This is a genomic window from Neptunicella marina (genome assembly GCF_014270035.1).
GTDB classification, from domain to species: domain Bacteria; phylum Pseudomonadota; class Gammaproteobacteria; order Enterobacterales; family Alteromonadaceae; genus Neptunicella; species Neptunicella marina.
This window is the reverse complement of record NZ_JACNEP010000014.1, coordinates 18,356-39,814: the sequence shown is the minus strand read 5'-3', so window position 1 is coordinate 39,814 and position 21,459 is coordinate 18,356. Positions and strand designations below refer to the sequence as shown.

General features: G+C 45.2%; 15 protein-coding genes. 9 read left to right on the top strand and 6 right to left on the bottom strand.

Translation table 11 applies throughout. The annotated features are described in order from the left end of the window. Positions 1 to 1,719 (bottom strand): ATP-dependent nuclease, encoded by a 1,719-nt coding sequence (locus H8B19_RS14950; protein ID WP_186507695.1) that lies wholly within the window; start codon positions 1,717 to 1,719, stop codon positions 1 to 3. Positions 1,720 to 2,133: 414 nt separating this feature from the next. Beyond that, positions 2,134 to 3,012, bottom strand: a complete 879-nt coding sequence (locus tag H8B19_RS14945) for a 3-keto-disaccharide hydrolase (RefSeq protein ID WP_186507694.1) — start codon at positions 3,010 to 3,012, stop codon at positions 2,134 to 2,136. A gap of 228 nt (positions 3,013 to 3,240) precedes the next feature. Here H8B19_RS14945 and H8B19_RS14940 point away from each other — a divergent pair, with 228 nt between their 5' ends. From H8B19_RS14940 to prpF, 5 genes are all read left to right on the top strand, one after another. Next, positions 3,241 to 3,912 (top strand): GntR family transcriptional regulator, encoded by a 672-nt coding sequence (locus tag H8B19_RS14940; RefSeq protein ID WP_186507693.1) that lies wholly within the window; start codon positions 3,241 to 3,243, stop codon positions 3,910 to 3,912. An 18-nt stretch (positions 3,913 to 3,930) separates the two neighbouring features. Next, positions 3,931 to 4,809 (top strand): methylisocitrate lyase, encoded by an 879-nt coding sequence (gene prpB, locus H8B19_RS14935; protein WP_186507692.1) that lies wholly within the window; start codon positions 3,931 to 3,933, stop codon positions 4,807 to 4,809. Positions 4,810 to 4,931: 122 nt separating this feature from the next. Continuing rightward, on the top strand, positions 4,932 to 6,056 hold the full coding sequence (gene prpC / locus H8B19_RS14930; protein WP_186507691.1) for a bifunctional 2-methylcitrate synthase/citrate synthase: 1,125 nt from the start codon (positions 4,932 to 4,934) through the stop codon (positions 6,054 to 6,056). Between the two features lie 4 nt (positions 6,057 to 6,060). Continuing rightward, positions 6,061 to 8,652, top strand: coding sequence for a Fe/S-dependent 2-methylisocitrate dehydratase AcnD (gene acnD, locus H8B19_RS14925; RefSeq protein ID WP_186507690.1), 2,592 nt, complete (start codon positions 6,061 to 6,063; stop codon positions 8,650 to 8,652). A gap of 259 nt (positions 8,653 to 8,911) precedes the next feature. Then, positions 8,912 to 10,090: a 2-methylaconitate cis-trans isomerase PrpF gene (gene prpF, locus H8B19_RS14920; RefSeq protein WP_186507689.1), complete on the top strand. Its 1,179-nt coding sequence runs from the start codon at positions 8,912 to 8,914 to the stop codon at positions 10,088 to 10,090. An 85-nt stretch (positions 10,091 to 10,175) separates the two neighbouring features. Here the strand turns inward: prpF and H8B19_RS14915 are convergent, their stop codons facing one another. The 3 genes from H8B19_RS14915 to H8B19_RS14905 form a co-directional block, all read right to left on the bottom strand. Further along, positions 10,176 to 11,468 carry an NAD(P)/FAD-dependent oxidoreductase gene (locus tag H8B19_RS14915; protein WP_186507688.1) on the bottom strand — a complete coding sequence of 431 codons (1,293 nt, stop codon included), beginning with the start codon at positions 11,466 to 11,468 and terminating at the stop codon, positions 10,176 to 10,178. Positions 11,469 to 11,654: 186 nt separating this feature from the next. Next, positions 11,655 to 12,416: an ABC transporter permease gene (locus H8B19_RS14910; protein ID WP_186507687.1), complete on the bottom strand. Its 762-nt coding sequence runs from the start codon at positions 12,414 to 12,416 to the stop codon at positions 11,655 to 11,657. Next, on the bottom strand, positions 12,413 to 13,339 hold the full coding sequence (locus tag H8B19_RS14905; protein WP_186507686.1) for an ATP-binding cassette domain-containing protein: 927 nt from the start codon (positions 13,337 to 13,339) through the stop codon (positions 12,413 to 12,415). The genes H8B19_RS14910 and H8B19_RS14905 overlap by 4 nt, the downstream gene beginning before the upstream one ends. Positions 13,340 to 13,625: 286 nt before the next feature. Between H8B19_RS14905 and H8B19_RS14900 the strand changes: the two genes are divergently transcribed. The 3 genes from H8B19_RS14900 to H8B19_RS14890 all read left to right on the top strand — a co-directional run bounded on the left by H8B19_RS14900 (position 13,626) and on the right by H8B19_RS14890 (position 19,703). After that, a complete protein-coding gene (locus H8B19_RS14900; protein WP_186507685.1) occupies positions 13,626 to 15,098 on the top strand; it encodes a glycoside hydrolase family 30 protein in 1,473 nt (490 codons plus the stop codon). A 139-nt stretch (positions 15,099 to 15,237) separates the two neighbouring features. After that, positions 15,238 to 15,750 (top strand): hypothetical protein, encoded by a 513-nt coding sequence (locus H8B19_RS14895; protein WP_186507684.1) that lies wholly within the window; start codon positions 15,238 to 15,240, stop codon positions 15,748 to 15,750. 89 nt (positions 15,751 to 15,839) lie between these two features. After that, positions 15,840 to 19,703: a zinc-dependent metalloprotease family protein gene (locus H8B19_RS14890; protein WP_186507683.1), complete on the top strand. Its 3,864-nt coding sequence runs from the start codon at positions 15,840 to 15,842 to the stop codon at positions 19,701 to 19,703. Positions 19,704 to 19,708: 5 nt separating this feature from the next. Here H8B19_RS14890 and H8B19_RS14885 read toward each other — a convergent pair whose 3' ends face one another. Continuing rightward, entirely contained in the window at positions 19,709 to 20,548 is an 840-nt protein-coding gene (locus H8B19_RS14885; RefSeq protein WP_241737629.1) for a DUF2797 domain-containing protein, read from the bottom strand. 160 nt (positions 20,549 to 20,708) lie between these two features. Between H8B19_RS14885 and H8B19_RS14880 the strand changes: the two genes are divergently transcribed. Beyond that, positions 20,709 to 21,446: a MauE/DoxX family redox-associated membrane protein gene (locus H8B19_RS14880; RefSeq protein WP_186507682.1), complete on the top strand. Its 738-nt coding sequence runs from the start codon at positions 20,709 to 20,711 to the stop codon at positions 21,444 to 21,446. Positions 21,447 to 21,459 lie beyond the last annotated feature (13 nt).

Below are 21,459 nucleotides of genomic sequence, written 5' to 3'. Positions count from 1 at the left end.
TCAATCAGCGGTCGGTTGCATTGACTTGTTAGTTTCAAATTCTTGACCGTAGACTCTCTTATAGCTTTCTGAAAGGGCATGCTCAAGCATATCGAAAACCTGTTTAAACCTAGCAATCCAGTCTAGCTCTTGTTGTTCGCTTGCCTTTTCTATTAGATAGGTCCTAAGTTGAATTTTGCTTTTCTCGTTCTTCATACTGAATGGTTGTAGTTTGCCTTCGACATCAACGGCGTAATCATCCCCAAACCAATCTGGGTTGTTATCATGTGCTTCAACAATCCATTCATGTGGGAAAAGCCCTTCAAGTGAAAAGCCGGTATGAAGACTTATGAAATCCTTATTTGCATGAAACTGTATCTTTTTGTTACCAAGATATCCTTGTAATGCTCTTCTTGTTTTATCCCCTGCTGGATCGCCATCCAAAATAGTTACAACTGGTCGTTCGTTTGCAATAAACTCATATGTAGCCTTCATAAAGCCTTCCATACCAGAAACGCCAGTGAAATCTAAAAACTCTGAACTTCTTACACAAGGCCATTTATAGTTGCCATCAAAATCCGGCTTAACTAAATCCAAGAACCATTGAAATGTTTCTCTGTCAGATTTCCCCTCTACAAAAACATTTAGTAGCCCCAAATTATAGTAGTCGCTAAACCTAACTCCTAAAGCATTTCGAATTGAAGAAGTCGCTTCAACGTAAGAGCTATACTGGATAATCCGAGTGTGATCTTTGCTAAGTTCTGTTCCAACAACTTTTCTTGGATCTTGTGCAACGAAACCTAAGGAATGTGTTGTCGTTACCAAAAGTGATTCACTACGTAATTTTTCAAGCATTCTATGACATGATTCTGCTAATTGAGGGTGGAGATAAGATTCCGGTTCCTCAATAAGCCAAATTGTCCTTTTTTTAAGCTTCAACTCTTCTTTCGTTATCCATAAAAAGGACGCTAGTATTGCAGATGCTTGAATGCCCATGCCTTTTCTATCAATACTAGTTTTATTAGGGTCTGATAGATGAAATTCAAACCTGTCAATTAGCTGTTCAATTGAATTATTTGGCAAACTAAATTGAGATTTAATATGTGAAAGACCAGCTATTTCTAATTGCGAATCAAGAGCTTTTGATATTTCTGAAAGATTACTATTAATCTCAGTAACTTTATCCGACAAAACACGAGTTACTGAGCGTTTAATAAATGGAAGGAGTAGTGTCGAATATAAATCACCAATACTTTTTGAAGATGGAACATAATGACAAACAAAAGCTTCCAATAAGATGTTTACAGCTATGATTTGTTTTCTTGAAAACTGCGCCTGAAACTCTTTCTTCATCTTTTCATTAGAGAAAAATCGGTATAGCGGTTTTCCGGATTTAGCAAATGACAAATATAATGAAAAACTGGAGCTCGATTCTTTTGGCTCTTCCAGCATTAAGTTTAATTCATCATATAACTCAAAAAATTCTTTATCTGCTTCTCTATCACCAGTAAAGCCTGCGATAAGACTTGTTTGCCCTGAAGTTACTCCAAATGTAAGATCGCGCTTCGATTCATACTGCAACACATTGTCATAGCCAGTAAATATCATTTCTATGGCTTTCAGGATATTAGTCTTTCCACTACTGTTGGGACCAACAATTGTTAGACCTTTTTTTAAATCAACAAATTGTTCACTTCCTAAAGTGCGGAAATTTCTAATTCTCAGACTATCAAAATTCATACAAATCCTTGTTCATCACCATAGAAACTAACAGTGTATTAGCACGATTTCCGTATAAGTCCGGAACGGCTTTTCCAAAATTTTTCCTTACCTTATCCCTTTATTTCAATAAAACCAATACTTTAGGTTTTTGTCTTTGCCGTTAAGTGTGATTTTATGTTTGGAGAAAAGCAGACTTGTTGAAAACGAGCCTGATGTTGGTCTCTATAAATATTTTTAGATTTATGATTTGCACGCAAATTCAATAGCTTACAAAATTCACTTTGTAGTAATGGAGCTAGATATGGTCCTACCAAATTTTTTAATTTACGCCATTTTCACCCTTTTAAATTATACCTGTATATAAAACCTGTATTTTAAGGGGGGCGCAAACTTACCTTTAAATTAAATTGGTTTAGATGAGCTGCTGATTGATTAAAAGTACTGGCGATATTGTTCTGGCATCTGATCCAGCTGTTTAATCTTTATGTTTTTATAAAACACTTCGGCGGCTTCGCTTTGAATTTGGATTTTGCCTTCATCCAGTGGCAGGGTAACGCCATCTTTGTTGTAACGGGAGTTTTTCAGCACCATTACCAGTTTACCGTTTACGATATGTAAGCTCTGGCCTTCAAAACAAATCAGCTCTACCGTATTCCATTCACCCAGCGGTTTTTCGGCGTTTTCTTTGCGTAATACCAAACCCTTTATATTTTCACCGTAACCCACTTTTAGAAAAGGCTGCGACTCGTCGGCAATGGGGTTCATGATGTATTCCGGCGTAAACGCACGCACGTCCATTGCTGAGGTAATTTGATTCCAGTAGTCACCCACATGGCCATGCATTATCTGGAATTCCTGCGACAGCATCCATGTACGAAAATGTTCTTGTCCGTTTTCACCAATCGCGTGATACAAAATGCCGCTGTCGCGCAGTAAATCTAAACGTGGTGGCCATTTTTTCCCGCCCCAGCGAAATTGCGCCAACAAGTGGTAATTACGATAAACCGCTTTACTGGTAATCGCGCCGTAAACCTCTCCCGAAATGCGCAGCACCGGTTCACCGTTGTGCTCAGCTACCGTGAAGACCCTGTAGATGTCGTTACCGGTATTTAAGCCGATGGGCGCAATGGGGTTGCCATCGGCATCTTTGGGTACAGAACCATCATAGGATTTTTTATGTTTGTAACTTAAGTAGGTATCCCACTGGCTGAGGTTTTTATCCAGCAAGGTTTGCCATTGCTCCGCATAGGTCAGTGGGGTAAAAACAAATGAGCTAAAAAATGTGGAGAGCAAAAAGACTGTTCGTTTCATAGGCGTGTTGTGTATATCCATTGTTTACTGGCTTAATCCTTGTTTGAATTTTTTATAACACTGCTTGGCTAAAGGGCAAAACACATTCTGTTTTATGAAATTTCACATTATTTAATTAAGATCACATTTATGGATAAATTGTCGACAATATAATGGTGCTCAACTTGATTAATGGTGTTTTATAGTCTACATTGTCGACAAATTATTGAACGACAGTGTAATGCATCTATGACTTTTTTTGCTGAGCAGGCGGTAACATCCGGGGATAAAACCTTTTACCAGCTTAGGCGCGATATTGTGGAAGGCAATATTGCAGCAGGCAGCAAACTCAGTGAAACCGAATTGTCGACAAAATATGCTGTGAGCCGCGCGGTGATCCGTGAAGCCATAAATCGTTTGGAAAGCTGCAATCTGGTGGAGCGTAAGGCCAACATTGGTGCGCGAGTGGTGGCATTAACGCCGGAAGGTTTGCTTGAGTTGTATCAGGTACGCGAATCGCTGGAAGGCATGGCCGCGCGTTTGGCCGCGCAAAATATGTCGCAGCAGGAAATTGACGAGCTTAATCAGCTGCTGGCCTCACACAGTGAATCGGTGCAGCAAGGTCAGAATTATTATCAGGAAGCCGGCGATGTGGATTTTCACTACCGCATTATCATTGGCAGCAAAAATCAGCATTTAATTAATATGTTATTAAACGGCCTGTATCATCTGGTGCGTATGTATCGGGTACAGCTTGGTATGGCTGGTCCGCGTGTGACCACTGCGTTTGATGAACATAAACATATCGTTCAGGCTATTTCTAATCGTGATGAGGAATTGGCAGAAATGCTGATGCGTCGTCATATTTTGTATTCCAAAAACAATATCGCCCGCAAACTGGCCGCAGATAACGCCAGTTAACCCTACACAGGAGATCTCATGAGCGCAGGTAAAAAATTCCGTCAGGCACTGGCCAACAACAAACCTTTGCAAATTGTTGGCACTATTAACGCCTATAGCGCCGTGATGGCCAAACAAATTGGTCATCAGGCGATTTATTTATCCGGTGGTGGTGTGGCTAACGCCTCGTACGGTTTGCCAGATTTGGGCATGACCTCATTAAACGATGTACTGGCCGATTGTTACCGCATTACGGCGGCCTGTGATTTGCCGTTGATGGTGGATATTGATACCGGCTGGGGTGGCGCCTTTAACATTGCTAAAACCATCCGTGATATGGAAAAAGCCGGTGTCGCCGCAGTGCATATGGAAGATCAGGTGGCGCAAAAACGTTGTGGCCATCGCCCGAATAAAGAGATTGTTAGCACTGATGAAATGGTCGATCGCATTAAAGCCGCGGTGGATGCGCGTACTGATCCTGATTTTTTCATTATGGCGCGTACCGATGCGTTTGCACAGGAAGGGTTAGAAGCCTCAATTGAGCGCGCTAAAGCCTATGTGGCTGCCGGTGCCGATGGCATTTTTGCTGAGGCAATCCAAACCGAAGAGCATTATCGTGCTTTCGCCGAAGCCCTGGATGTGCCGATTCTGGCCAACATTACCGAGTTTGGTAAAACCGAATTATGGAACCGTGAACTGTTAGGGCAGTGGGGCGTGGATATGGTGCTTTATCCGTTAAGTGCCTTCCGCGCCATGAACAAAGCGGCTGAGCTGGTGTACCAAACCATTTTAAATGAAGGTGACCAGAAATCGGTACTGGATACCATGCAAACCCGTGCTGAACTATACGACTACCTCGGTTATCACCATTATGAGCAAAAGCTGGATGCATTGTTTGCCGAAGGTAAAAACAAATAAATTGAATAGTAGCGTGGCAGGGTAACCCTGCCATTTTTAAAGGCGCAAACAGGCGCCGGGAGCGTGGAGAGCGTGTTGCTCTTATTAAAGTATTCTACAAAATTGATTCAGGAGAATATCTGATGGCAAAAGTATTAAGTGGCGCAGGATTACGCGGACAGGTTGCTGGCAAAACCGCACTGTCTACCGTAGGTAAATCGGGTTCGGGTTTAACTTACCGTGGTTACGATGTAAAAGATTTGGCACAAAACTGCCAGTTTGAGGAAGTGGCTTATTTAATTTTACGTGGCAAGTTGCCAACTCAGGCAGAATTAAACGCCTATAAAGCCCGCCTTAAGACCTTGCGTGGATTACCCCAGGCGCTTAAAGATGTGCTGGAACGTATTCCGGCCGATGCTCATCCGATGGATGTATTACGTACAGGTTGTTCCATGCTGGGTAACCTTGAGCAGGAAATGAGTTTTGAGCAGCAGCAGGAAGTGACTGAGCGTATGCTGGCCTGTTTCCCCAGTATTATTTGTTACTGGTATCGCTTTTCGCATGATGGCGAGCGCATTGAGGTGGAAACCGATGACGATTCAATCGGCGGACATTTCCTGCATATGTTACTTGGCAGTGTACCGCGTGAGCTGCACGAACAGGTGATGCATGTATCACTGATTTTGTATGCAGAGCATGAATTTAACGCATCAACCTTTACTGCGCGCGTGTGTGCTTCGACCTTGTCTGATATGCATTCCTGTATCACGGGTGCGATTGGTTCATTGCGCGGCCCACTGCATGGTGGTGCCAATGAAGCGGCGATGGAAATGATTGAAGGTTTTACCTCGGCCGATCACGCTGAGCAGGAAATGATGGGCAAGCTGGAACGTAAAGAAAAAATCATGGGCTTTGGCCACGCGATTTATTCTGAATCTGATCCACGTAACGAGATTATTAAAGGCTGGTCGGAAAAACTGGCTGCCGATGTGGGCGACACCGTGTTGTATCCGGTATCAGTGCGCTGTGAAGAAGTGATGAAACGCGAAAAAGGCCTGTTCTGTAATGCTGACTTTTTCCATGCATCGGCTTATCACTTTATGGGTATTCCAACCAAGTTATTCACGCCAATTTTTGTGATGTCGCGTTTAACCGGCTGGGCCGCACATGTGATGGAGCAGCGTGCAGATAACCGTATTATTCGTCCATCGGCCGAATACACCGGTGAAGAATTACGTGCGGTTACCCCAATCAGCCAGCGCGGATAACAACATGAACTACAACTATCGCAAACCCTTGCCTGGTGCCGGTATTGATTATTTCGATACCCGCGAGGCAGTGGATAAATTAAAGCCCGGCGCTTATGCGGGCTTGCCTTATACCTCAAGAGTACTGGCCGAAAATCTGGTGCGCCGTGCACCTGCCGATGAACTGGATGAATGTTTATTGCAGATTATCGAGCGTAAACGCGAACGTGATTTTCCGTGGTTTCCGGCGCGGGTGGTGTGCCACGATATTTTAGGCCAGACCGCCTTAGTTGATTTAGCTGGCTTGCGTGATGCTATCGCCGAAAAAGGCGGCGACCCGGCCAAAGTTAATCCGGTGGTGCCCACTCAGTTGATTGTGGATCACTCGTTAGCGGTTGAACACGGTGGTTTTGAAAAAGACGCCTTTGATAAAAACCGTGCGATTGAAGACCGACGCAACGAAGACAGGTTCCACTTTATTAACTGGTGTAAAACCGCGTTTAAAAACGTGGATGTGATCCCGCCGGGTAACGGCATTATGCACCAGATTAACCTTGAGCGAATGTCGCCGGTTATCTACAAACAGGATGGCGTAGCCTTCCCCGATACCTTAGTGGGCACCGACAGCCACACCCCGCATGTGGATGCTCTCGGCGTTATTGCGCTTGGGGTAGGTGGGCTGGAAGCTGAAAGCGTAATGTTAGGCCGGGCGTCCTATTTACGCTTGCCGGATATTGTTGGGGTAGAGCTTACCGGTAAACCGCAGCCGGGTATTACTGCTACCGATATTGTATTGCAGCTAACCGAATTTTTGCGCCAGCAAAAAGTGGTATCCAGTTATCTGGAATTCTACGGTGAAGGTACTAAGTATTTAACCCTGGGCGATCGTGCGACTATTTCTAATATGACACCGGAATACGGTGCCAGCGCGGCGATGTTTTATATCGACCAGCAAACTCTGGATTATTTAACCTTAACCGGCCGTGATGCCGAGCAGGTTAAACTGGTGGAAACCTACGCTAAAACCACCGGTTTGTGGGCCGATGATTTAGTCGATGCCGAATACGAGCGGGTGCTGAGTTTTGATTTATCCTCCGTGGTGCGTAATTTAGCCGGGCCATCCAATCCGCATGCACGTGTGGCAGCCAGCGATTTAGCCGCCAAAGGCATTGCTAATACCACAGATGCGGCCGATGCCAATGCCGCCATGCCGGATGGCGCAGTAATTATTGCGGCCATTACCAGTTGTACCAATACCAGTAATCCGCGCAATGTCATTGCCGCCGCCTTGTTGGCGAAAAACGCCAATGCCAAAGGATTAAGCCGTAAACCCTGGGTGAAATCATCACTGGCACCTGGTTCTAAAGCGGTGGAACTGTATTTAAAAGACGCCAATTTATTGCCCGAGCTGGAGCAATTAGGTTTTGGCGTAGTAGGGTTTGCCTGTACATCCTGTAACGGTATGAGCGGTGCGCTCGACCCGGTTATTCAGCAGGAAGTGGTTGAACGCGATTTGTACGCTACCGCCGTATTATCTGGCAACCGTAACTTTGATGGTCGTATTCATCCTTATGCCAAACAGGCGTTTTTGGCTTCACCGGCTTTAGTGGTGGCGTATGCGATTGCCGGTACCATTCGTTTTGACATCGAAAAAGGCGTACTGGGGCAGGATCAACATGGCAATCCTGTAACCTTGCAGGATATCTGGCCAAGCGATGCCGAGATTGATGCAATTATTGCCAAACATGTTAAACCGCAACAGTTCCGCGACGTTTACGAACCTATGTTTATGCAAAAGCTGGATGATGGCGCAGCCAGCGAACCCTTGTACAACTGGCGTGAAATGAGCACCTACATTCGTCGTCCTCCATACTGGGAAGGCGCCTTAGCCGGTGAGCGCAGTTTAAAAGGTATGCGACCGCTGGCAGTGCTGGGTGATAACATCACTACCGACCATTTATCGCCTTCAAACGCGATTATGGCCAGCAGCGCCGCCGGTGAATATCTGGCGAAAATGGGGCTGCCGGAAGAAGATTTTAACTCTTACGCCACCCATCGCGGTGATCACTTAACCGCGCAGCGTGCAACCTTTGCTAACCCTAAACTGTTTAATGAAATGGTCAAAGAAAACGGCAAGGTTAAACAAGGCTCGCTGGCGCGTTTGGAGCCAGAAGGCAAAGTGATGCGCATGTGGGAAACCATCGAAACCTATATGCAGCGCAAACAGCCGCTGATTATTGTGGCCGGTGCCGATTATGGTCAGGGATCATCGCGAGACTGGGCGGCCAAAGGGGTGCGACTGGCCGGTGTACAAGTCATTGTCGCTGAAGGTTTTGAACGCATCCACCGTACCAATTTAATTGGTATGGGTGTATTGCCGGTGGAATTTATCAACGGTGAAAACCGTCATACTTACCAGATTGACGGTACCGAAACCTTTGATATTGAAGGCGAGCCACAAAGCGGCGCTGAGCTGACGTTAGTTATCCAGCGTAAGGATGGCAGCGTTGCTAAAGCTAAGGTGAAATGCCGTTTGGATACCGCCGAGGAAGTATCAATTTATGCAGCGGGTGGGGTGTTGCAGCGTTTTGCACAGGACTTCCTTGCTACGGCTTAAAAATGGCTGGCTGAACTTATGCCTTTGTCGGCAGTGCTCATGTATGTTTTATACGCTGCGCGCTGCCTCCGCGGCCTAAGTTCAGCCATCACATTTTTATTGATAGGTTTTGAGTAGCAAGCAGAATATCTCAAACCGATAATTCTGCGTAGCTCGTAGCTCGTAGCTCGTAGCTCGTAGCTCGTAGCTCGTAGCTCGTAGCTCGTAGCTCAATGCGATCTTAATTAGTTAATTTTGTCTTCATATTATGGAGCATTGTATGTTTAAACCTCAATTACGTATTCCTGCTACTTATATGCGTGGCGGAACGTCTAAGGGCGTGTTTTTTGTGCTGCATGATTTACCCGAGGCGGTGCAGCAGCCGGGTGAAGTGCGTGACCGTTTTTTGCAACGGGTGATTGGCAGTCCTGATCCTTATGCCAAACATACCGATGGCATGGGCGGTGCCACGTCCAGCACCAGTAAAACCGTGATTTTAAGTAAAAGCGATGTGCCTGAGCATGATGTGAATTATCTGTATGGCCAGATTGGTATTGAGGATGATTTAGTCGACTGGAGCGGTAACTGCGGTAATTTAACTGCGGCAGTAGGTACTGTGGCGATTCAGCAGGGCTTGGTGGATGCATCACGTATTCCGCAAAACGGTATTTGTGAAGTGCGTATCTGGCAACAAAATACCAGTAAAACCATTATTTCGCGGGTGCCCATTACCAATGGCGAAGTTCAGGAAACCGGTGATTTTGAACTGGATGGCGTGACCTTCCCGGCAGCGGAAGTGGTTCTGGAATTTGTTGATCCGGTCGACGCCGGTGAATCCTTGTTCCCAACCGGCAAAGCCTGCGAGACCTTATCGGTTGAAGGCGTCGGTGATTTTAGCGTGACCATGATCACAGCCGGTATCCCAACCATTTTTGTGAAAGCCGAAGAGCTGGGTTACTTAGGTACTGAGCTGCAAAGTGATATTAATTCCGACGAAGCAGCGCTGGCTAAATTTGAGAAAATCCGTGCAGCCGGTGCGCTTAAAATGGGGCTGATAGACTCGCTTGAGCAAGCGGCAACCCGTCAGCACACGCCTAAAGTAGCCTTTGTAGCGCCCGCTAAAGATTACACTGCATCGAGCGGTAAAGCGGTTAAGGCCACTGATATCGATGTGTTAGTGCGCGCTTTATCTATGGGGAAATTACACCATGCGATGATGGGTACTGCCGCAGTGGCGATTGGTGTGGCAGCAGCGATACCGGGTACCACAGTTAATCAGGCCGCAGGCGGTATAGAACGCACCGATGTCACTTTTGGTCATCCCTCCGGCACGTTAAAAGTCGGGGCGGTGATTAAACAGCAAGGTGAAAACTATCAGGTGCAAAAAGCCACCATGAGCCGCAGTGCACGTACGCTAATGGAAGGTTTTATTCGCATTCCGGCTGAGTCGATTGAGTAGCGAGTTTAATTTTTTCTGAATAATAAAAAGGTCACCGAATGTGTTAACAAAGGTGACCTTTTTTATAGCTGAGGATTAATGGCGATTAGTGCAACTTCACCTTATCACCCACCATATTGCCGACCTTACGGCTTAACATACCCAATACGCCTTTTAGCCAGCCATGTACTGCAATCTGGTGCATGCTGTACAGCGAGGTATAAACCAGCCTTGCTAAACGCCCTTCAATAAACATGCTGGAGTTGGACAAGTTACCCATCAAACTGCCCACTGTACTGTATTTGCTTAAATGAATCAGTGAACCGTAATCGTTATACACGTAATCTTTTAGTGGCTGACCTTTTAGTGCTGCCAGTATGTTTTTATGGGCCAGGGTTGCCATTTGGTGGGCAGACTGTGCGCGGGGCGGTACCCAGCTGCCATCAGCCTGCTCACAAGCGGCGCTATCGCCAATCACATAAATATTGTCGAATTCTTTAGTTTGCAGGGTAGGTTTTACCACTATCTGTTGCGCGCGGTTTAACTCAAACAAGCCGGTATCCTTAATAATATCCGGCGCTTTAACACCCGCTGCCCACACCATTAAATCGCTTTCTATCAGATTGTCTTCGCTGGTAATAAAACCATCTTTGGTGGCCTGGGTAATACGGGTATTTTCCAGAATATTCACGTTGAGTTTTAACAGCGCTTTACGAGCTGCCAAGGCAATACGATCGGGCAGAGCAGGTAAGATGCGCTGACCTGCTTCAATAATATTGATTTGCAGGCGTTTAGCCGACATATGCGGCATACCATAGGCTTTGGACAGATTGGCTACATGGTAAAGCTGTGCGGCTAACTCGGTGCCGGTGGCGCCCGCACCAACAATCGAGATTTTCAGAATATTTTGCTCGGTTTCCGGCTGGTTAATACGTAATAGTTGATTAATCAGCGCACGGTGGAATCGTTCGGCTTGTGCTAATGAGTCGAGGAAATAGCTGTACTCTTTAACCCCCGGCGTACCAAAGTCATTGCTGACGCTGCCAATGCCTAACACCAGAATATCGTACTGAATTTGGCGTTCCGGCAATATCAAATCGTCATTTTCGTCATGATATGCCTGTAGCGAAATGGTTTGTTTATCGGCATCAACGCCAATCAGGGTACCTTGTTGGAATTCATAATTATGGCGGCTGGCATGCATGCGGTAATCCACACCATCGGAGCTTTTGTTAATTACCCCGGCTGCCACTTCGTGCATCAAAGGTTTCCAGATATGGGTACGTACCTTATCAACCAGAATCACTTCGATATTTTTGTGCTTGCGCGCATAACGGCTGAGCTGAGTGACCAGCTCGAAACCACCTGCGCCACCGCCGACCACGACGATACGTTTCATGATGAGTCCTTAAAAGTTTATGAGAAACCGGGCAGCAGAGCAGATAAATGACAACAATATAAGGCCATCGCAGCAAGGATTGCGAGAGGAAGAGAAGCGGCCGGATTGTCGATAAACGCGTCATTTGGCTCCTGAAAAATGCGCAAAGCTGGCCGGAATGCATGCCGGCCAGTTGAGGTGGAAATATTACTGACGTAGGCGATAACCTGTTTTAAATATCCACCAGATAATTGAGATACAGATTAACATAAATAACAGCGTCATCCCTACACTCATGCCAATATTTACATCAGATACACCGTAAAAACTCCAGCGGAAACCGCTAATTAGGTATACCACAGGATTAAACAGCGTGATGGTTTGCCACAGCGGTGGCAGCATGCTGATCGAATAGAAACTGCCACCTAAAAAGGTAAGCGGCGTGATCACTAATAACGGCACCACCTGTAGCTGCTGGAAGTTATTCGACAAGATCCCCAGAATAAAACCAAACAAACTAAAAGTGACGGCGGTTAACACCAAAAACGATAACATCCAGATTGGATGCAGAATTTCATAATCGACAAAAAAGCGTGCGGTGATCAGAATCAATATACCGAGCATAATCGATTTGCTGGCCGCGGCGCCTACATATCCACATACCACTTCCACAAAGGAAACCGGCGCAGATAACACCTCATAAATGGTGCCGGAAAACTTGGGGAAGAAGATACCAAAGGCGGCGTTAGACACACTTTCGCTCAGTAGCGCCAGCATCATCAGACCAGGGATAATAAAGGCCCCGTAGCTAACACCGTCTATGTCGCCCATACGTGAACCAATGGCGGCACCAAACACTATAAAATACAAGGAGGTGGATAATACCGGCGAGGCGATACTTTGCATTAAGGTACGAAATGTTCTGGCCATTTCGAATTTATAAATGGCTTTTATGGCGTAAAAATTCATTTGCTGTCCCTCACCAGATTAACAAATATTTCCTCCAGCGAGCTCTGGCTGGTACTTAAATCTTTAAAGTCGATACCCTGCTGGCCTAACTGTTTTAACAGCTCAGCAATGCCGGTATGTTCGCTTTGACTATCAAATCGGTACACCAGTTCGTGGCCGTCTTTAGCCAGTTCAAGTGCAAAACCGTTTAGTTCGGCTGGCAGTTCAGTAAGAGGCGTTTGTAATTGCAGGGTGAGTTCACGTTTACCCAGCTTTTGCATTAAGGCGTCTTTTTCTTCAACCAATACAATTTGACCTTTGTTGATCACGCCAATGCGGTCGGCCATTTCTTCGGCTTCTTCAATGTAGTGAGTGGTGAGTATAATGGTGGCGCCGTTTTCACGCAGACCTCGCACCATTTCCCACATATCGCGGCGTAAATCCACGTCTACGCCGGCAGTTGGTTCATCTAAAAACAGAATGTCAGGTTCGTGTGATAAGGCTTTGGCTATCATCACGCGACGTTTCATACCGCCGGATAGCGCCATAATTTTGCTATTGCGCTTTTCCCATAAGGATAACTGGCGCAGGATTTTTTCCACATATTGTGGATTAGCCGGCTTTCCGAATAAACCACGGCTAAAAGCGACGGTGGCTTCAACGGTTTCAAATGAATCGGTGCTGATTTCCTGTGGTACCAAACCAATAATATTGCGTGCTGCACGGTATTGAGTGACCACATTATGGCCACCAGCGGTAATGGTGCCGCCACTGGGATTAACGATACCGCAAATGGTGCTGATAAGGGTGGTTTTACCGGCACCATTGGGGCCGAGCAGCGCGAAAATTTCGCCTTTCTTGATCTCGAGATTAACGTCTTTTAACGCCACAAAGCCCGAGTCATAGACTTTGTTAAGTTGCTGAATGCTGATAATGGAAGACACGAATGTTCCTTTTTGGATCGGAAATTTAAAAAAGCAATTGCGGGTTAATCATAAGCAATTGAGCAAAACTAAACCATTGATATCTCGATATATGCCTTATCACGAATAGTGATGAATAGCGAAGGCCACGTTTAGGTTAAATGGTAAATACAGCTTAACAAAAATGTTTCTATTGATTAACAAAGCGAAAGTTGAGTAGAGTATCACTTCTTTGAAAGCGCTTACATTATGAGGTGAACAATACATATAAACGTAGGCGCTGCCTTTTTGATAACAGGGGATTAGCATGAATACAAAAATAGTGTCGGCTTTGGTCAGTGCTGCGCTGATTACCGCAGGGTGTGCATCAAGCAAACCCGCATCGCAGAACGCTGCAGTAAAACCTGAGCCAGTTAATGTGTCTGGCTTAGAGGTTTATACCACGGCCAAAGACACCGATTTACGCTTAAGCAAAACCGATAATCGTCAGTTTGCCGATGGCTCTCAGCCAAGTGAAGGTGAAATTTCCATTTTTGTTAATCCACAAGTGACCTTTCAGGAAATTATTGGCATTGGTGGTGCGATTACCGATGCGTCTGCCGAGGTGTTCGCCAAATTACCGGCTGACAAGCAACAAGAGCTTTTAACAGCCTATTACGACAAAGATCAGGGTATTGGCTATAGCTTTGGTCGTACGACCATTCACAGCTCTGACTTTAGTAGCGGCAGCTACACCTATATTGATGAAGGTGACGCCGAGCTTAAGTCTTTCTCTATTGAGCATGACAGACAATTTCGCATTCCTTTGATTAAAAAAGTGATTGATGCCGCAGGGGGCCATTTAACCCTGTTTGCCAGCCCATGGAGCGCGCCAGCCTTTATGAAAGACAGCAACAATATGCTTAAAGGCGGGCATTTGTTACCTGAATATGCTGATAGCTGGGCAAAGTATTACACCCGGTTTATTAAAGCCTATGAAGAGGAAGGCATTCCAATCTGGGGTATTTCAGTTCAAAACGAACCTATGGCCACTCAAACCTGGGAATCGATGATTTATACCGCAGAAATGGAACGTGACTTCATCAAAGATCACTTAGGCCCGGCGCTGCATAATGCGGGATACGACGATAAAAAGCTGATTGCCTGGGATCATAACCGCGATTTAATTGTTGAGCGCGCTAATACCATTCTGGGCGATCCTGAGGCTGCCAAATATGTTTGGGGTATAGGTTTTCACTGGTATGAAACCTGGACTGGTGGCGATCCTAAATATGACAATCTGTCGTTGGTACATGAATCCTATCCCGATAAAGCGCTCATTTTTACTGAAGGCACCAATGAGCGTTTTACTCAGGAAAAATATCAATACTGGCCAAATGCCGAGCGTTATGGTGATTCGATGATTAATGATTTTAATCGCGGCACCGCGGCATGGACCGACTGGAATATATTGCTGGATCAACACGGCGGGCCAAACCATGTGGGTAATTTCTGTTTCTCACCGATTCACGGTGATACTTCAAGCGGTGAGCTGATTTACACACCGACCTATTATTATATTGGTCACTTTTCTAAGTTTGTTCGTCCGGGCGCTAAGCGTGTAAGTACCTCGAGTAGTCGCAGTACCTTGTTATCAACCTCTTTTATAAATCCGGACAACTCGCGCGTGTCTGTGGTAATGAACAAAACTGATAAACCGGTTGAATACAATTTCTTTGTTAATCGTCAGGAAGTGACATTAACCATTCCTGCCAGAGCGATGCAAACACTGGTGTATTAAGTTATTTAAAATGTTACAAAAGGCCGCCAGCGGCGGCTTTTTTATGTCAGTGTTAACACACTGATACATTTTGACCGTGGTGTTCACCGGGTAATCGACGTATAAGTTTACACATATGGTCAAAATGGATAAGTCCGGAATGCGCAAGGTAATATTGGTTGTCGGTTTTTTAACGTGCTTTCAGGCAATGTCTGCCATTGTGTTTGTTGCACCCAAAAAATCTGAGAATCAGTCAATGACCTATGCTGAAAGTTCCAATGGCATGATGGCGATGGGCTTGAATTTATCGGCGTTTTGGCTTGATGAAGCGGAAAAAATTCCAAGTAAAACCTTACTTATGGAAATAAAAGGTCAGACACTGGAACTTAACCGTGAGAGTTTTTATTTTAATCAGGCAGGGAAATTAGTCTGGACAGGTGTCGTTAATGGTAAACCTGAGAGTTCCGTTGGTTTAGTGCTTGATGGACAAAGAATAAGCGGCACACTTTATTATGATGGTCAGTTATTATTGCTGTTAAATGAAGCCAATGGCAATTTGTGGCTGAAAAAAGGTCATGACACAGCACAAAAGCCTCAGCCATTTGATGATGAACAAAATCAAATAAGGGGCAAAGGCGGTTCGGGTACGCACTTTTCACGTTTCAGGCAATAATTGCTTAAACATTGAGTACACTTTGTAACAGTTTCTGTATTTCTAAATATGTATAACACGCTCAGACCTAACTTAGAGCGACAGGAACTATGCGATATATTTGCGCGCTGTTGTTATGCATTAGTAGCGTAACACTGGCCAAACAGCCTCTTTTCAGTATTAAGCCGTCTGTTTCAACAACACAAAATAACAATAGTGGTGCAGTCACGGTGCGGCTGGACCCATTCTGGATTGATTCTGGCAAAACACAACTTGCTAAAAGCCTGACAATTGAGCTGGCTGATCAGTTGTTGCAAGTGACACGTGACAAATATTTTAAAAACAGCAAGGGCCAGTGGATTTGGTTAGGGCATATTGCCACTAAACCCCATAGCTATGTGGGGATTGTTGTCGGGGAATCTCTTAGCGCAACCGTGTCTTTTGACGACAAATTGTATCAACTCACACAAGATAGCAATGAGCATTATGTGTTAAGTGACAATAGCCGCTTTACGCAACTGGATATTGATTCTGCACCCCAAAATGTGGCGCAAAAAGCGGCCAGAGATACCGTGTTAAGCACTAAGGTAAATCAACTTGAGATAACGCCTTCTCAGGTCGATATTGGTTTTACTGATCAGCAAATTATTCGCTTACTGGTTTATTATCCATCTGATGCACTGATCGACAGACCTAATGTCACTGATTTAATTGAACTGGATGTGGCCAGAGCCAATCAGGTATTTGAAAATAATAATCTGGCACTGCGTCTGGAAGTGACAGCCATGCTGGCTCTGGATATTGCTGATACCGATAATATTCTCAGTAAAATGCAAAGTCGCACCGGACCTTTTACCCATATGGAGCGGGTGCGCGAAAAATATCAGGCTGATTTGGTGCACTTTTACAGTCCGGACATTATTACTATCGGTGGCTCGCGAGCCTATTGTGGTTATGCCAACTATGCTGCGTTTCCAGGTGGTAGTGCATCGTCACAAAGCGGTGTGGGGGTGACGTCGTTACAATGTGCGGGTGGGCTGACCTTTGCGCATGAAATTGGCCACAATCTGGGCGCCAGACACGACAGGTTTGAGCAAAATGGTGGCGATCCGACCTATGCTAACTACGGTTACGTTAACCTTGACGCTGGTGTGCGCACGGTTATGTCCTATAACGATGCTTGCAGCGATGCAGGAGTAAGTTGCCAGCAAATCGATTATTTTTCCACGCCAGATTTACAACCAGAAGGCAATATTATTGGTATTGCGCAGCACACTGCGGACTCTGCGGATAATAGCAGTATGCTGGCGTTGTCTGCTAATACACTGGCTAACTTTAGTGGTCCAACCCAGCCTAAAGGATTTGTGGTGAGCAATGGACTGCAACATTCAATTGATATCCGCTGGGATGCGTATCCGGGCGCTGATGCATATCTGTTAACCCGCTTAACTGCGCTCAGGGAAAGTGACGGCAGTGCACGCTGTATTCCCGGATTTGTGTCTGTTATGCAAACCTTCGAAGTAAAAGGGACGCAATATCAGGATACGGATGTGACAAGCGCACAACATTATTGTTACTGGTTACAGGCTAAAAACAGCAAGTTATTGCAGGGGGCTCAAACCTCACCTGATACCTTTGCGGATACCGGTTACATTACTGATGGTAAGGGGGCGTTGATTGGGAAAATAGCCGATATACAGCTCAAGGCCAGTGAGCAGGCAAATATTATCATTCCAGTCGATGCCAATACCGATATCAAAACACTTAGTGTTGCTGTGGAGCAGCAGAGTTTTGAAGGTTCACTGTCAACAGAGTTCACGCGGTCAGGCGATGATATCATTCTTAAAATCAATAATTTACAGAATCAATCTGGTAATGCACGGCTAATGGTTTCAACCGGGGACTATAGCGAAGTATTTACTGTCAGTTATTTCACCTCACACCAACAACTACCGCAATTTGAGGCCATACAGGATTACAGTATTGAACAGGATCAGCCTTTTACGCTGACGCTGAGTTTGTCGTACTGGGACAGTAGTTATCTTACGCCACTACGTGTGTATTCAGACAATTACGATATTGTGCGACCAGAACAAATGCAATTAACCGACTTAGGTGATGGACAATACTCCCTTAAAATTGAGCGCGATACCATTCAGGCTGGTACTGCAAAAATAACCCTGGTTACCGGAAATAGTGAACAGGATGTTTCAACCAGTTTTATGCTGACGTATGAGCGCGAACGTTATCGTGCACCAATTGTACGGGATATGCAGTTTACACTTGGTGATGATGGAAAAGTATTTAGAAAACTACCGCTATTTGATCCGGATAATGACCGCCTTGAGGTTGTTATCACCGCACAGCCTCAGCACGGTCAGCTGGACTTATTAAAAGGGGCTGACTTTGAATATATTGCCGACCGCAGTTTTGAAACGAGTGATTCTTTCAGTTTCTATGCAGTCGACCCCTTTGATGGAAATAGCAACGAAGTAACTGTCACTATCAATGCTGATGACAATACCTTGTCAAAACGAGTCGCGCCCAGACAAAAAATCCTTGCTTCGGCGGGTAATGTTATGTTGTTAACGCACGAAGGCAATGTCTGGAGTTGGGGGAAAAATGAGGTTAATACCGCTGGGCGGGGGCGGAACAGCATTGCTGACTGGCAACCGGTAAAAACAGAGTTATCCGCTATTGCAGATATTGGTACTTCCGAGGTGACTTATTACATTAAGCAGGATGGCACTCTGTGGTATATGGGCCAGTATCACGATGGCAGCGAATGGCACTATGTGGATAAATTGCTGCGGGTTGGTGATGCACATGACTGGCAATCCATCGAATGTCATAACAATCAGTGCTGGTTAATCAGACAGGATGGCAGTTTATGGCAAATGGATACGCTGGTGTCCCGGGATGAAAATGCAGCGGGATTACAACATTTTTTCACTCAGGCGAACGCTTTATATGGCTGGCAACAATTATCGCTCAATCAAAACGGAGGTTTGTTGAGTAACGATAAAAATGAAGTGTGGAGTTTTGCGCTTAATGGTGCACAACCACCTGGCCGTGAACGTGATATTGCCGAACTAGCCAAACTTGATGTGCCGACACTAGCTGCCTCAGTTCAGCTCACTCATAACGGTGGCCTGGTGATGTATCACAACATGACATACGGTTGGGGTGAAGGCTTGTATTACTTTAACGGTGAAACCGCGCAGCAAAATTTACCACATTTAATTGATACTGCTACATGGCAATCTGTCAGCAGCGATATCAGTGGTTTTGCAGCTGTAATAGAAGGCAGTCTGTATAGCTGGGCTTATTCGGATATGCCCTTTAATGCGTTATACGCCCACTTAGCCAGAGGTGAAGCCCCGGATTTATATCGTGATCGGGTAGGAGATTATAATGACTGGTTAAGTGTATTTATGCCGACATCTGACATTATGTTTGCATTACGCGCCGATGGCTCATTATGGAGTGCCGGTGCCGAATTTAACGGTTTTATCATTTTAGAAGACGATCGGCCTCGTTCAGGATGGCAAGCGTCGCCGCTGCTGGGGTTAGGTAAAATTGACGATATAGTCTGGAATCCCCGGCAAATTAGCGCATTGAGTGCAAAAGAACTGGGCACTGACGATACCGATAGTGATGGTGTACGCGATTATCTCGACAGCGATGATGACAGTGATGGTATCAGTGATGTAGCCGATGCCCATCCTTATGATACGGATAATGACGGGATAGATAATGCTGAGGATCCGGATGATGATAATGATGGCGTGACAGATGCCAGCGATCCTGCACCACTGGATGCCACAATAACCGGTCGTAACCCGGTACCACCACCCACCGTATCCGGAGGTGGCAGTATGGATTTAGGTATCATGCTCGCGCTGATGTTGTTGACTATGACGCGTGTAGCCCGGTGTGGTAAACGGGTGTCGTCTTCACACGACTGTTACTGAATGAACTAAGCGTCGGTTGTCAGCGTCATCTGATAACCGGCGTACTTACGCAAATTAATCACTCTGTCGCCATCCAGCATTAAATACTGACCTTTAATGCCTTGCAGTACGCCATTAAATGCCAGTTCTTTATCCAGATTGATTGATTTGATTTTTACCGGGTATTGTTCAACAGGGTAAGTAATCGAAAGGGGGGATGACTCCACTTCCGTGATAGCTTGCAAACCATGCTGTTGTTGAATTTTTTTGCTGCCCTCACTGATTTTCTCCAACAATTCATGTTTTAGTGCAAGCAGATCCACTTGGTCGGGAACGCTTTTTAACATGGTGCGCCAGTTGGTTTTATCTGCGATATGCTCTTTGAGCAGGGTTTCCACCTGACCACTGATTAAACGGTTTTTGACTCTTAATATTGGCAACGCCTGTGTGGCGCCCTGATCTAACCAACGGCTGGAGATACCGTCAGTGACATGGCGGGTAATACCGACTTTAATGGTGCCTGTATTGGACAAATAGACAAAATGGTCGGTCAGACAGTGAGCTTCTCCCCAGGCTGGCTCACGGCACGTGCCCTGATCGTAATGGCACAATTCCGGTTTAATAATACAGGTATCACACTGAGCCAGTTTGGTCAGGCAAGGGTAACAATATCCCTGATTAAAAGACTTTTTGGTTATACGATCACAATGCACACAGTTAATCACTTCATTGAACTTAAACGAAATCTGAGAACTGATCAGCGCATTCATATCCACTAAATTATCGCCAATCGGCAGTTGATATTGAGTGATGTCGCCAATTTTCGCGGTGGCTCTCATTTTGCGGATATTGCCTTGATACTGCATGTAATTACCTGTTTTTTAATTCTGGAGTCGTCCCGTCAACCGGGCGTTGAAGGCGCATATTATAGCGATGCAATTCGCAGTTACCATTGACTTTATGCCTGACCACCCCAAGTGTTTTAATTAAGTACCTTGTTTTTAATCATAAAAGTCAGGAGAAATCATGAGCCAGACAGCTGTTTTATATCGCATGGTGAGTAAAGAACATATTTGTCCTTTTGGTCTCAAAGCAAAAGATTTACTCGAGAGACAAGGCTATGAAGTTGAAGACCATCAGCTCGCTAATCGCGATCAAACCGATAAATTTAAACAGCAACATGATGTAGATACCACGCCTCAGGTATTTATAGGTAACAAACGGGTAGGGGGCTACAGTGAGCTGCGTGCTTATTTTGATAAACCGGCTGAACAAGACACCAAATGGCCTTATACCCCTGTTGCAATGATATTTTCAATTGCAGCACTACTTAGTCTTATCCTTAGTACTTACCTTTCGGTGCCGATAATTGGGGTCAATACCCTGATGCATTTTATCGGCTTTAGTATGGTGTTGCTGGCGTTGCAAAAAGTACAGGATATTCGTGCTTTTACCACCATGTTTATTACCTATGATTTACTGGCAATGCGCTACCTGCGTTATGCCAAAATTTATCCTTTTATTGAACTGATTGCCGGACTCAGCATGTTGTTACTGCAACCGGTATGGATTACAGCGTTATTTGCTTTGTTTATTGGCACAGTAGGCGCTGTTTCAGTTTATAAAGCCGTTTATATTGATGAGCGACAACTTAAATGTGCCTGTGTCGGCGGTGATAGTGACGTTCCCCTTGGATTTGTATCACTCACCGAAAATTTGGTGATGATCCTCGGTGCTGTTTTAATGCTGGTTTACAATCTATAGGCTTGTAGAACCA